Annotated in this window: 8 protein-coding genes and 1 pseudogene; 3 read left to right on the top strand and 6 right to left on the bottom strand. The window is 32.7% G+C overall.

Going from position 1 to position 14,070, the window contains the following annotated elements:
- Nucleotides 1-685: 685 nt before the first annotated feature.
- Nucleotides 686-2,395 carry a hypothetical protein gene (locus RBB48_RS30605; RefSeq protein ID WP_097890865.1) on the bottom strand — a complete coding sequence of 570 codons (1,710 nt, stop codon included), beginning with the start codon at nucleotides 2,393-2,395 and terminating at the stop codon, nucleotides 686-688.
- 1,394 nt (nucleotides 2,396-3,789) lie between these two features.
- On the opposite strand from RBB48_RS30605, the gene RBB48_RS30600 reads away from it, so the two are divergent.
- A complete protein-coding gene (locus tag RBB48_RS30600) occupies nucleotides 3,790-5,487 on the top strand; it encodes a helix-turn-helix domain-containing protein (RefSeq protein WP_306008755.1) in 1,698 nt (565 codons plus the stop codon).
- 119 nt (nucleotides 5,488-5,606) lie between these two features.
- Here RBB48_RS30600 and RBB48_RS30595 read toward each other — a convergent pair whose 3' ends face one another.
- Both RBB48_RS30595 and RBB48_RS30590 read right to left on the bottom strand, forming a co-directional pair.
- The gene (locus RBB48_RS30595) at nucleotides 5,607-6,416 is read right to left on the bottom strand and encodes an alpha/beta fold hydrolase (protein WP_306008754.1); all 810 of its coding nucleotides are present in this window, start codon (nucleotides 6,414-6,416) and stop codon (nucleotides 5,607-5,609) included.
- Nucleotides 6,417-6,552: 136 nt separating this feature from the next.
- Nucleotides 6,553-6,820, bottom strand: a pseudogene (locus RBB48_RS30590) (CD3324 family protein).
- Nucleotides 6,821-6,923: 103 nt separating this feature from the next.
- Between RBB48_RS30590 and RBB48_RS30585 the strand changes: the two are divergent.
- Nucleotides 6,924-7,082, top strand: a complete 159-nt coding sequence (locus tag RBB48_RS30585) for a hypothetical protein (protein WP_306008753.1) — start codon at nucleotides 6,924-6,926, stop codon at nucleotides 7,080-7,082.
- A gap of 140 nt (nucleotides 7,083-7,222) precedes the next feature.
- On the opposite strand, the gene RBB48_RS30580 is transcribed toward RBB48_RS30585, so the two are convergent.
- The 3 genes from RBB48_RS30580 to RBB48_RS30570 form a co-directional block, all read right to left on the bottom strand.
- Nucleotides 7,223-7,813: a hypothetical protein gene (locus RBB48_RS30580; protein WP_306008752.1), complete on the bottom strand. Its 591-nt coding sequence runs from the start codon at nucleotides 7,811-7,813 to the stop codon at nucleotides 7,223-7,225.
- 171 nt (nucleotides 7,814-7,984) lie between these two features.
- Entirely contained in the window at nucleotides 7,985-11,059 is a 3,075-nt protein-coding gene (locus tag RBB48_RS30575; protein WP_306008751.1) for a type IV secretory system conjugative DNA transfer family protein, read from the bottom strand.
- Nucleotides 11,031-12,581 (bottom strand): replication-relaxation family protein, encoded by a 1,551-nt coding sequence (locus RBB48_RS30570; RefSeq protein ID WP_306008750.1) that lies wholly within the window; start codon nucleotides 12,579-12,581, stop codon nucleotides 11,031-11,033. The genes RBB48_RS30575 and RBB48_RS30570 overlap by 29 nt, the downstream gene beginning before the upstream one ends.
- A 538-nt stretch (nucleotides 12,582-13,119) precedes the next feature.
- On the opposite strand from RBB48_RS30570, the gene RBB48_RS30565 reads away from it, so the two are divergent.
- Nucleotides 13,120-13,806: a hypothetical protein gene (locus tag RBB48_RS30565; protein WP_306008749.1), complete on the top strand. Its 687-nt coding sequence runs from the start codon at nucleotides 13,120-13,122 to the stop codon at nucleotides 13,804-13,806.
- Nucleotides 13,807-14,070 lie beyond the last annotated feature (264 nt).

Genomic DNA, 14,070 nt, shown 5'->3' with positions numbered 1-14,070 from the left:
TATACAGAGAAAAAATCGTCTTAAAACATTGCTATGCTAAGGGTTCATCATTACTCTAGCCGTAAAAAATCATAAAAAGTAAATACTGGGAATGTACTTAATGAGCTGGATGATGATTAAAAACTACAAAATATCGTAAAGTAGGTATATAAAAACTACATATAATCATCGTTAATTTGATGCAAGTAAAAGAATAAATAATAAATGTAAATTCTGATGACTTACGAACAAATTTTCCACATTTATAAAAAAACTACACACAATTTATTAACAAATTGGTCAAAGTTAGGAACAGTATCCACTTTTTAAACAGAATTAACAGATGTTTTTCTGATTTTAAGTAGATTAAGAGATAGAACATGATAAGAACAGTACTTATGGCTATATCTTATACACATCAGATCAAATTTATTAAGATATCAACAGAATAATAATAAATATTTCTGCTTTTTTGTAGGTGAAATGATAGGAAAAGATTAAAAATTCAGATTTAATAACTTAAAAATTGTGAATATCTCATTTTGTTTCACATGCACTGTATGTAATTGCATAAAAAATAGAGAGTTGTGATCATTAAATTTGAAAACTGACTCTCTACTTTGCTTGAAGTAATACACTCCACAAGTTATCTCCAACACGAATAGCCCTCCACTTTTGTTTTTTTCAAAAATAGAGAGCTGTATCATTACATTGCTGGAAGCAGCTGATCAACCGTATGTGGTACTTCACTTGTTGAACGGTAATATGCTTCTAAGGACTGTAGAAACTGAATTAAATTAAAGTCTTCAGGGACCTCAATTACACGAATCTTTTCCTTCGGCAATTTATCAATTTTTTCAATGAACAGTTCACGAATTTCACTAGGGATTTGATTTCCCTTATGCCCACTAGACTTTAAGAGTTCGCGTATTTCAATTTCTAATGCTGTATATGCGTTAATGTTTACGCCTTGCTCATAAGCATACTTTCTAAATAGTGATTCTTCTTGATACTGCAGGTAATTACGATGATAAGTATCTATAGTTACAGGTACAGCATATTTCGCATGAAGCAGGTCATGCGCTTTACGGAATAGCTTTTGAACATTACGTAAAGAGTATATAGCAAAATGAGTACCAAATTTAAAAATGGCCTCTTCTTGTTCATGTTTAGGTACATTGTGTGTAATTAAAGGATAAATTCCAGTTTTAGCAGCTGTGTCTAATACACGATATTGAGAAGATTGCTTTAATAATTTACTTAGTGTATAAACAAGCTTTTTAGGATATCCTTCTTGTCGATCAATCATTTCTCGTAAACCACGAACTACTTGGCGAATTTGACGGTGACAAGAGTGTTTTAAAACATTAATGAATTGGTTCATATCCTTGGCAAATTCAGCAATATTCATTTCAACTAACAAGTTTTCTATAAATTTAACTTTACGCTTATATGTATCTCGTGGTGTAAATGGATCACGGTATTCTGCTCCTTCTTCTTTCGCGCATAAGAAATCAGGATGCACAGATAAATGCAATGTTGTGTATTGCTTTTTATTCTTCTTCCCTTTTTCTAACTTGCAAATTTTAAATAAAGGAGATCCGGTAGCAGATAGTTTTGTTTCTAGTTCCTCAAGTACAGCACGAATCTGATGTGGGTATTTCTTATGTAAGTAACGATACATACCACCAAAGTGTGTTGAGTTTCCTTGTTCGTCAACTTTGAATAAAGAACGTTTCAGGGTAGTTTCGCGTTTCTGCTGCATTGCTACATCCATGAATAGTTTCTTAGCTGCAATGGATAACTCAAAGAATTCTTTGGTAAATACTATCGGGCTAATAAATGTATAGGCATTTGCTTTATTTGTTTCCTTATTCATAAAATCATTTAAGATGATTTTATATTTACCACTGTACTCATTTTCGATTGTAATGATGTTATGGAAGCTTAATTTCTTCAAAGCCACATAAAATTGTGAGTGGTGAATATGTGCAAATGCTTCTTTATAATTTTTATAATCTTCCCAAAGCATGTGGATCGATACATGCGAAAGCTCACCATATGTATTACATTTTTTATGAAGAAATAGAAATACTTCTAAATCAGCATTTGTAATTCCATATAGCTTATGTTTTCTGCCTTCGTTTTTATCAAATTCACTTACTTTATCTACAATCTTTTTCATTTTCAGTGAAAAAGATGGCTTTGCTTTAGCAACAAATCCCTCTTCATCTGCAATTCGTTCTTCATAGGACATTGACTTCACAATGTCTTCTAAATAAGTATCTTTAAAACTGTAATACTTACCTTCTAAAGCTTCTACTAACTTTTGCCATGATTTAATTGTTACAATTACCGGTGTTGTTGTTTCACCATTCAAACTACGTTTGTTCTTTATAACGAAAGGTTTTGCCATCTTTTTCACCTCCTTATATATTAAGTTGCAGTTTTCCCCACAATTAGATATAAATTATCATTTTTGATTATATCAAATCGAATACTGGTGAAATCTGTCCCTTTAAGAGAAAAAACAAAAAAATGAAACGTGCCTCTATCCCTTGTGCGACAAGGGGTTTGACGTTTCATGAAAAAAAGTTTGTTGCCACCATAGGGCTATGAAGTTTTTTGAATATGAAACGTAGTATATAGTGGGAGAAATCCTCTGAAACCATTGATTTTATAGGGTTTTCATCCAATTCCGTTTGAACGTTGTAGCCATCATATAGCTATAACGTTTCATGTTTTTAAAACAAGTTATATTTTATTGAAAACTGCTGTAACCCTTGGTACATATAGGTTTTTTGGATTTTCAAAGTGAAAGTTGTAGCCATCATATAGCTATAAACGTTTCAGTTCGTTTCATGTTTCCTGCCATCATATAGCTATAACGTTTCATGTTTTTAAAACAAGTTATATTTTATTAAAAACTGCTGTAACTCTTGGTACATATAGGTTGTTTGGATTTTCAAAGTGAAAGTTGTAGCCATCATATAGCTATAATGATTTTAGCGTTTTTTCTTTCATATTTTATGAAATGGCTTTATATCAACGTTTATTACTAATTTACATAGAATAAAAAAATTTTTAGTCAAATGATTTTCAGGATATTCTCGTTTCATTTTTTCAACGTTGTAGCCATCATATAGCTATAACGTTTCATAAATTACGAAATTGTAGCCATGATAAAGCTATTCATTATTAAAAGTAAGAAGTAATAGCCATGATAAGGCTACATAGTTTCAAATAAGAAGTAATAGCCATGATAAAGCTATACAATTTCAAATAAGGGCTTATAGCCACGATAAAGCTATATAGTTTCAAATAAGAGTTAATAGCCACGATAAAGCTATACAATTTCAAATAAGAAGTAATAGCCGCGATAAGGCTACATAGTTTCAAGTAAGAAATAATAGCCACGATAAAGCTATATAGTTTCAAATAAGAGTTAATAGCCATGATAAAGCTATGCAGTTTCAAGTAAGAAGCAGCTGGCGTATTTAAGTTGTGACCTAAAGTAACAAGTTTCTAGTCGTTAAGCAAAAAATCAGTGTATTTAACTAATTTACTTTTAAAAATTGAAATTGTATTGTAAAGTAGTGATTTTACAAATAGAAGCAGTTTTATATAATTAAAGACAAGTAAAGAGAATTTAAATGATCCACAATAAAAAGAGTAAAAATCAACAATTGTGCGGATTATTCAGATAACATTTCAACTTAAAGGTTATGTAGCCATCATATAGCTATGAGGTTTCATAGTGTTAGGATTTATATTATATTGGTTATTAACATTGTTAGGAGGTACTTAAATATGGAGAAAGTATTAGTATTGTTCAGTGATGCCCTCCTACTTGCTGCTCCAATCTATGAAGAAAATAAGCAGTTATGGGCCAAATGGCAAAAATATTATAACGAAGTACAAGAGAATCACGATAAATTAGTAACATCAGCTAATATATCCCCTTCATTCTCAACACTTGTTTCTTGGCTGGGGCAGAAACAAGAACAAGGAATATCGTTGTTGAACATTTATGCGAATCTAGATAAATATAAAATTGAGATTCAAAATGTATTAGATAAAATCATTGAACAAGAGTTTGGAGAAAAGTTTGAAGCAGTTGAACCAACTCAAATTTTAAATCCTGAACATGGTCATATAAAAGAGTATATAGCAGATATACCTGACGAATATTATCCTGTATCAAATGACGCAATGTACTATCAATTACGTGATGGAATAGCAAAAAATCAGTTTGAAGAAGATGAAGCAGCAGCAAAAACGGTACTGCCATTAGAAACAAAAAATTCAAGCGGAGTTGCACAACTATCTTCACATAAAGATGAGGATTTGAGATTAGTGAATACAAATGAAGCAGAAAGATGGTCTATATTGGTTGATGGAGTAATTAGTAATATGGATGATCTTACAGCAGATTGTTTGGATACCATTACAATACAATGGTTAAATCAAGCTAAATCTCCAGATGAATTCATAGATTTTAGTTATGAGAATGTATTGGAATTATGTAATATGCCAAAAGCATCAGCAAACGGTGTAGAGTATTATCGTGCAGAAGATAAGATAAAGGTAGCACAACGTATTGCAGCGTTAGCAAGCATCTTTATTTATTTGAATGATGATAATGAAGTTGTAGTATTGAACGATCAAGCTGAAACTGGGGAAAAATTTGAAGTAAAACGTGAAGTAATCAAGAGACTATTCGTACTGGACTCTGTAGTGTTATGGAGAGATAAGAATACTAATGAATATATGGGGATAGAATCCTGTAAGATTAAACCAGGTAGTTTCTTATCGGGCTATTTGTATGGGTCTAATAGCACAACTGCTTTATTATCGAAAAAAGCATTAGAGTATAATAGCTATAGACACAAGTTTCATAAACGTTTAATACGTTATTTATCCTGGCAGTGGCGAATCCGTCAACAATACAGTACTTTAAAAAGACCATACTCCATTGGTGGGGAAAAAGGTCTACTATCTGTAATGGGTATTACAACTACAAAGGGTCGCCCAACTCGAATTCGTGAACAACTAGAAAGTGTTTTAATTGATTTAGAAAAAGAATGTGTCATTTCACATTGGGCGTATGCAGAGGAATTGGATGAAACAAGGATAGGAGAACGTAATTGGTTTAAGAATTACTACTCCAAATTAGGAATCATTATCTTACCACCAAAAGAATTGATGGATAATATAGATAGTATGGTAAAGAAAAAAGTAATAGGTATGCAAGAGAAGCAGGAGGACCATTATATTGCAGAGACAGTAAAACAAACTCCTCAAGGATCAGAAGATGTGATACGAGAAAAAATTATGTATCAGCATATGCATCAAAATAAAACAATGCGTGAGATAGCAGATGAAATAGGTTTATCCCCTGCTACGCTTTCAAGATTCTGTAATAACAAAATGAAGCGTATTTCAAAAAGTGTTAATGAAAAGCTAAACAAGTGGTATGAAAGACAAATGATTATAGAGTCTATGTAAAGAGAAGCAGATACCTTTAAATGGAGAGGTAACTGCTTCTTTTTAGTTTGTTCATATTCTGCTGTTGATATCTATACGCGCCATTGTGCTCATACCTTACCCATTGATACGTTTCCTAATTAATTCTCAAGAACGTCGTGTAACCTCTCAGCAAACTCTTTATGATGCACTGTGTTATAGCCCACATGGTGTCCGGGAAACTCTACGAATTCTGTTCCGAGGTGTTCTGCTAAGTTGACTGCGCAATGGTAAGGAAAAAATTCTCGTGAAGTACTTCCGCCGGCTGAACGTACCTGTATCGATGTAGGTTTTAATGGGGTCTTTAATGCATTGATATTTAAAGTATAGCTGAGAATTCCCGGGATTTCATACTCAGTGAAATAAGTCGAATTACCGAGTAGTCGCTCTGTTAGCATATCCTTCGATAGTCCGAAATTGCTATCATCAATATTTGACAATAACTTTATGACCTCACTTTGATGATTTGTCTTAAGGTCTTCCATGAAATTTATAGCCTGCTTCAACTCATTTTCAGGTAAAAGTTGTAATAAAACCGGCTCGTGTGGGATTAGTAACTGTACCTGCTCAGGATGGCGTATGCACAGATCAAGTCCGATGACAGCACCAGAACTACTTCCGAATACATAAGCCGGTTCATTGGTCAGATTAGCTAGCAGCAGGTGAGCGTCTTCGCTATGTGTGTGCACATGATAATCCTCAGTTTTATTGACGAGGTTGCTACGGGAATGACCACGACGATCGTAAGTAACAACGGTATACCATTTAGCAAGATGGTCGGCGATATTATGGAACTTGTCGGCATCACCACCCCCACCATGGATCAAAAGAAGAATTGGACCTGAGCCACGCACCTCATAGTAGATGCTTGCTCCAAGTACTTGCAATGTTCCGTTTTTTACTATCCTCATTTGTACATCCTTCCTTTCTTCTGTCATTTCCCTTAACATTACACAATTGGCGAATGATATAAAATGCAGGAAATGACTAAGAAACAAATTCGCCATAAGAAAAAACAATGAGCATCATTTCATAAGTGTATCCTTTTTATTTATTTAGAGTAGACAATTTTTTGATTGTTTCAATGGAGAGGTGATATTCATCAGCTATTTGATTAATCGTTCTACCGTTTAATAGAAGCATTTCTGTCATCGATCAGCTTTCTTGTCCCAGAACGTATACCCCGTCTCTGATGAGAGGTTTTAGGTTTAGGAATATATATTATTTCTCCTGGAACATACTTTTGAATTTCTAATATCAGCTTTTTAGGTAAAATAGCCGTTGTTTTTAAATAGCCCCTTTCTGCCAACTTCATATCTGTCCGTATTAATCCATAAACGCACTCGATTACTCGGTGGATATCATGTGTACTTTTGTACATAATAAGGTTGGCAAATGTTAAAGTCAGGAGGGTTTGTATGCAACATGATAAAGAAGATATAGAAACGTCTGGTTCTATTATGAAACCAAATTTTGCAGAAACTGATGCACAAAAAGTGAAACAAGAAATTCAAAATGATGTAAGAGAAGGACAAGGCGCAATGACTTCCCGAGAAGCAGGTGCAATGCGGGATTAAGAAACTACTCCTTACTGTTTTTTATTTAGTGAATGTTTTAAACAGTAAGGAGATAACCCATTAACGGCTTTTGTTTCTTAAAAAATCGTTTTTACTTTCATATAAAGTTTATTTCACGAAGTATCCCCATTAGAAATAATCTATATTTTGTTTGACTTTTTCAAAAAGAAGTTTAACTTGCCGTGATATAAGGAATTCCAAAATTGTCTATTGTAGTTATCATCATTTATTAATATGTTAGTATCAAACTCCACTAATTTGTTCTTCAAATCATGAAAAGTCCTTATTAGATTACAATCTTTGTAGTGCCCCTGCTCTACTAGCTGAACCCAATACTTTTTAAAGTAATTGAAGCAGGAATGCATTTTCTCTATAGAAGAATTAACAAAATATCTTTCTACTCTTTCCGTAATTTCATGTTCTAGCTCATATATTTCTCCTGTGGGCTGGTAGATAGTAATTAGATTACCTGAATCCATATTACTCCCGATAACAAGGTATGGTTTAAACTTCCCTAAACTCGCTAAAAATGCTTTAATATATTCTTTATCCAATATCGATAAAGAAAAATCATTTTGTTTTGTCCATTCCACTACATCTAAAAGAAAACCATTTGAATAGGTGTAAAATTCTACATTGAGACATTCGAATTCATTTCCTTTAATTTGATGATTAAGTAAAAAGTGCATACTATCCATGGGCAAATTTAATTTGGCAATCTCCACTGTCATTCCTCCAACCCTTATTATATAATCCATTTTCTGGTTCTTCACAAACTTAATTAAATTTTAGCATAAAGAAATGGTCTCCTTGGGGGAAGTTACATATGAAATAATAAAAAGGTATGAGTTTACGACCCACACCTTTTTACCAGTAGAAATATTCGCTATATGCTTAATGTATCAATCATGATTAATGTCACCTTCGATATATTGACTGAGTTTATCCTTAATTGCCGCACTTTCTGGAGTTACTTCTGCTACTTTACGATTGTGAAGACGAGAGCCACCTTCCATTTCATCAAAAGGTAATGTATTTTCATCATCTTGAGGAACAGTAGCAGCCATTTGTTGTAACCACTGCATTGTTAAGTTAGATGTTGTATTTTTACCATTGATTTCTGCAGTTCGTTGAATTTCCTGTTCCTGCTGATTATGGGTAACAGTTGATGTGTAAGCAGGTTCTCTATATTGTGGTGTATGCTTCGCCCTTGGCACTTCTATTGGAGTTTCAGTAATAACTGGTGCTTTGGTGTTAAGTTCAATAGGTTCTCTATGTTTACTTGTATCTGGTACATTTTCTTTTTGAACATCCATTACTTTATTAATTTTTGCGGATTCTGTTGTATTAGAAGTAGCAATTGATGCTGTAGTGCTTTCCTTTTCTAGATTAGGAGCAGAATTTCTTGAGTAATCTTGCACAGACTGACTATTAGTTAACTCTCCTTCATTGTCAGTATCATCTTCATTAGTATAAAAATCGTAAGTATCAGGATTTAACGTTTGTAACCAGCCTTCTATTGCAGTAGGTGCTGTTTTAGGTGTACTCAATTCCTCAATTACAGCTTCTTCACTATCAACATTCGTATCTGTGACATAATCCTCATATTTAATTTCCGTATTCAATGACTCTTCACGAATTTTTAACCAGTAAGCAGCTGCTTCTGCATCAACTTGAATCTTAGCTGTTTTAAACTCAGAGGCAGGAACAAAGTTAGCATTTACTTGTATTCCTCCTTGTGGAGCATTATCTTTTACAATTTTAGCAGCACACTGGAATGCTTTTTGAATTAAGATATCATTTTCAGAAAGAATGGGTACCTCTAGTTTCGAATAAGAGTAGGATGTTCTACGTGTACTTTGTGTTTTCGTTTCTGCTGTTACCATATCAATTTCTTGATCACCTTCACGTGCCTCATAAATTGTTTTCGTCCCCATTAGCTTACTAAACAATTTAGCGTCTTCATTAGTAACATCACCATAAACAAGTTTGTTACGAAATGTTCCTAACAGGATATCCATGAATCTTGGGCCATGTTCAATTGCCAATTGACTAATTGTTTGTGCAATAACAATTAAAGGTGCTTTATATTTCCGTGATTGAGCAGGAAAACTTTTAAATGCTTTATAAATGTAATCCGCAAACTCATCGACTAAAACAGGATGGTAAGGAGATATGTTAGGCTTACGACGGAAAACAGCATTCTGTACGGCATATAAACACAATTTACCGAATACATCAGATAGATCAGAAAGTTCCCCTTTCGCTGTATTGACTAACAGAATACCTCCAAATTCCAAATGCTTCTCAAAATCAAAATTCGATGGACCACATAAAACACGACGGAGCAGAGGTTGAGCAGAAATATCATTTAATGTGTTTCGTAAACCACGAACGAAGGTTTCTTGTTTATCAATAATCTTAGGTTGCCCATAGTATTTCCCTTCAGTATGATAAACAACTTCCCCTCCCCCACGGCCACCAGAAATTTCGGGAACATAATTTAAATCAAACCATTCATCTACTTGTTTCATTATGCGCCAATGGTTTCGTTCATCTCTATCTGGAATAGATTCAATATCATTTGGAAGTCGTTCTTTTAATTTGAGATGCATCTCAAAAACGAGATTAGCATTATTATACATATCAATTAAATGTTCAAATCTAGCTTCAAATTTTGAATCATGGAGTTTTAACAAGTAAATATGTTGTTTAAGATGAGAACGCTCAGATTGAACGAAGAAAGGATTTCCTGCTCCATTATCAGAGAGCCCTGTTAATACTGAACATAACATCTCAGCGACTTTATCAACTGGACCACGAACGAAATTTATTGAAGGGGTATCAGGATTTGTTGGGTCTAAATAGAAAATAACACTTTCGGGAATCTTGTGTGCCAATACCAAGTTATATACCTTTTCACAGAAGTCATTAGATGGCTCGATAACTGTAAGACCATTTACCTGCGTTCCTTTTACATCCTCTGAATGATAATCTTTTCTTGCATATAAGGTTTTAAAGTTATTAATCATTGAAGCCATATAGTCAAGAATTTGATTAGCAATTGGTAAACCAAGTGCAGCTGATTTACCTGTACCAATGTTACCGATGATCATTATATTAAGCGTTAGAGACTTACCCTGTATAACTGCCATTTCCCGTGTTGCACTATTAGGACCAAGAAAGATATCAGGGTCTGGCAATTTTGATGGGTTTTTTTCAGTGAAAAACTTGTGTAATGAAGTAGCAAGTTTTCGTTGACGATCATCATTCAAAAAGGAAAGCATCCAACCAGGTATTTTAAATACGTATTCCCATTTTCCGAATTCATCTAAAAGCTCTTTTTTATGTTCATAAAAAATCTTAAAGAGCCATAAGAGTACGAGAATAATAATAATTACAGGTATAGCAAATACAAGGTGCATGATATTACTAAAATTTGAAAGTATAGTATCCTCTAATCCTTTGTCATTTAGTGAAACTTCTCCAGCTTTCGAATGTAAGAATGGAATAAATATCTTAGCTAATGGAACACTAAACGCCCATAAGTACTGGGCAACTATACCAATTAACATCATCGAAAAAATAAACCATCTACGCTTTATCTCCTGATAGGTCTTAACTTTGGTTGATAGTTGCCAAGTATAAATTAAAATCCAAAAGCTAAAAAAGGTTTCAATGTAATAATTAGTTTCAAACGGATTACCGAAGATACTTAAAGTAGGTAATGGAGCCCCCATTTGTATTGACCAGAAAGAAGCATATTTATAAATTCCTCTAAACGCAAAATACCAAGCTAGCAGAAGTAGTAATGTCACAACATAGTAAGATGAGCGGGCTGCTAAACGATATTTCCAGCTTTTTGTAAGATCGATTGTAACTGTATAGGAATTTTTTTTGTTCTTTCCGGCTTTTGGATCCTCCCCATTACCTGGTGCATTATTGAGTTCAGCATTCTTTTGAACTGCATTCTCCAAATTCTTGTTTCACCCTCTCTTTTAACGAATAAAAAGCAGCGGTGAAATTAAGCAATTCAGCAGAAGTAGCCAATAATATATTCTCTGGTGCTATGGAATTGTGATACAGATCAGTAAAAATGGCTTGCTGCCCATGCTCTAATTCATCCGCTTCATATATCCCCAAAATTTTAATTGGGTTTAGTGTTCGGTGTTGATTTTGCATGGCCAACAATCCTGATAATTGTTGTAATTTTAAGTGTGTGTTAACCTCCCCTACCTTAAGTATTGTTAATATACACAATATTTCTAAGTAATCTAAAGATTTTTTTTCTTCATCAGGTGCTTGTTTTCGTAATACCAAAATGTCTTCTGTTAGCTCAAGTAGTTTAGAATGCTGAATCCCTTTCGCTTGCATTTCGTTTTTATTAGATATCCACTCTACCGAATAAGGGAAAGAAGAATTTATGTTCAAACGTTCTGTGATTTTTTTGAGCAGATGACTTTTGCTTAAACTATTAATTTCGCGAATTTCTTGAAGAATATTGTTTATTACAAGTTCCGATCCACCCATGTTACATACGTAAACATCTAGGTTATTCACTACACTTAAACGTGGTATATTGCTGAAAGCTTTTTTTAAATTTGTTACACGTGTAGTCCTCTTTTTGTAGGTAGAAATTGTGTGATAGGAATCATCGATTACTGAAAATAACACGTAAAACTGTTTAGACGGATTAGAAGCAGCGATATCAAGATATTTTTTCAGTTTGTTTTCTAGAAATGGAATGTTTTCTGTTCCTGTATCAACTTCAATATTGATAATAGAATCGTTACATGTAAGAACCCAATCAGGAATGATTAATGGGTTTCCCTTTGAGTCTGGATAAAACTCTTTAGATGGACGAAATGAATAAACGAGTTGAGGTAAATCTTGTTGGAAGGAAACTGGTTGAAGTTCTGGCTGAAACATTTCGCGATACTCTTCATCTTCGTATAAGAAGTAAACATCATTTGAATCAGAATACATTAGGTTGGGTAAATGTAAGTTTTGCTTCACAATTGAGCTTAGTGGAAAAAGATAATCGCCGTTACCACCTACAATTGCACCGGTATGTTCATTTTGGGATTCTGCTTCAAGTAGATTTAGCACAAATTGTGTAATAGCTATATTGTGTTCATATTGCCTTTTGGTAACAAACGAGGTATTGCGATCAGTAATTAATTTTAAACGATATAATATTTCTGCTCCCTTTGAAGCGATAGAAACGAAATCCAGTGTGAAGCCACGCTTTTTTCTCACACTTATATTTTCTTTTTTTATTACTTTCATTTTAGCCCACTTAGTTAATTTGGATGAAAATGTAGTTCGACTTATAGGCTCCCCACGTATCAATTCATAAAATTTTCGTAATTGAATTTGAGATACTGTTCGTTGTTCATATAAAAATAAAACTGTAAAAATATCAGAACGATTAAAATAAACTCCACGATCATTCTCTCCGACGATATATTTAACGGCATGATCAAATGATTTTTTCAATTTTAAACACTCCCTTGATATGGAAATAATATACGGAAACTTGCATAAAATCGAGTGCAATTGTCATGTAATGAAAGTAATTAATGTTGGATAAATTAAGCAGTTTAGTACATAAAAGTGATTAGTGTATATTTTAGCTGAAGATTGCAAAAAAACAACCCATTATCCCTTATGGACTCTTGGTTTAGAGATACATATTATTTCGTCAGGTGTGAGTAATAAAATACAATGTTATCAAGTGAAAATTTGCTATCAGAGTTCGTCATATGTATTTCGACAGTGATAAGAGGACATATGACGAACTCTAATGATAAAAAAAGGGTTCGACATATGTATTCCGTCATATATGTGTAGAGTATCAAAAATAGATAAAATGTACAGTGAATATACTTTTGTATAGATGAAATTAAATATTAAACGGAATTGCATTTAATTCTGTAGAGGTATTTATTTATCAGAAGGAAAAATTACATCATAAAAGAAATAAGTAAATAAACATAATAAAGTAAATGAAAATTGTGTATATTTCATATTTTGCATGTTACAATCTGATTTAAGGGGTGAAAAAATGCGGAATTGGAACACAGAATATGGGTTAATAACAAAGATAATACAAAGTGAATTTGAAGCAGACTTTCTTTATAACAAGGTAACCAACACATTAAATAATGAATATGAGATAATTCCATTACGGTTTGCAGCTCTAGATCCTTATAAAATTTACAATACTTCACAAGTTAGTAGAATATTAAGGATAAAATCTAACAAATTAAGATATTTAATTAACAGATACGGTGAATACATCCAATTAAGAAAAAAAAGAACTAAATATATTATTTCATTTAAAGCTGTATATAGGATATATTTAGTGCATCTATGCTTAACAAAGAAATTAAATAGTTCATCTGAGTTTAATCGCTTCATGACCTTACATGTTAGTTATAGTGATTATATTGATATGAAATTGACAAGTTATACTGACAAGTTTGTAGAACTTAATTTCAAAGAGAATCAAATGAATGAAAATGAATCACAATTTTATGTGCTATTCCTACAAATCTCAGAAATAACTTCCGAATTAATAAAAGAAATAACTACATATAACATGACATTGACATCCCCTTTCCTTTCTGTAGACAACCAACAGAAAAATGAGTTATTAAAAAAGAAGCGGGATCATAAAGATCTGTTTAATAAACTAAGGGTTTTATATAAAACTATATAGTTAAAAGAGTAATACTCAAGAAGTATTACTCTTTTTTTAGGGTTATATACACGTTTTATTTATAAGTCTTTTATATAAGTCTTTCAAATAGGATGTATGAAATTTCTTGGTAATATTTTATTGACATGAAATTAATATGAAAGTATATAAAGCCTTTAATGATAAGTGTTTTTATACACATCTTATATGTAGTTCGTATATATAAGACGTATAAATCTAATGGCCATGATAATAGAATGTTATTTTAGAAGTATTATATATCGG

This window comes from Bacillus sp. MMSF_3353, from assembly GCF_030733445.1.
Taxonomy (GTDB): Bacteria; Bacillota; Bacilli; order Bacillales; family Bacillaceae_G; genus Bacillus_A; species Bacillus_A wiedmannii.
The sequence above is the reverse complement of the archived record's forward strand: the minus strand, read 5'-3'. Positions and strand labels throughout refer to the sequence as shown.

Excerpts from the sequence above, each read along its gene's own strand:
- RBB48_RS30605 (WP_097890865.1), bottom strand. The coding sequence starts at position 2,395 with ATGGCAAAACCTTTCGTTATAAAGAACAAACGTAGTTTGAATGGTGAA.
- RBB48_RS30600 (WP_306008755.1), top strand. The coding sequence starts at position 3,790 with ATGGAGAAAGTATTAGTATTGTTCAGTGATGCCCTCCTACTTGCTGCT.
- RBB48_RS30595 (WP_306008754.1), bottom strand. The coding sequence starts at position 6,416 with ATGAGGATAGTAAAAAACGGAACATTGCAAGTACTTGGAGCAAGCATC.
- RBB48_RS30585 (WP_306008753.1), top strand. The coding sequence starts at position 6,924 with ATGCAACATGATAAAGAAGATATAGAAACGTCTGGTTCTATTATGAAA.
- RBB48_RS30580 (WP_306008752.1), bottom strand. The coding sequence starts at position 7,813 with ATGACAGTGGAGATTGCCAAATTAAATTTGCCCATGGATAGTATGCAC.
- RBB48_RS30565 (WP_306008749.1), top strand. The coding sequence starts at position 13,120 with ATGTTACAATCTGATTTAAGGGGTGAAAAAATGCGGAATTGGAACACA.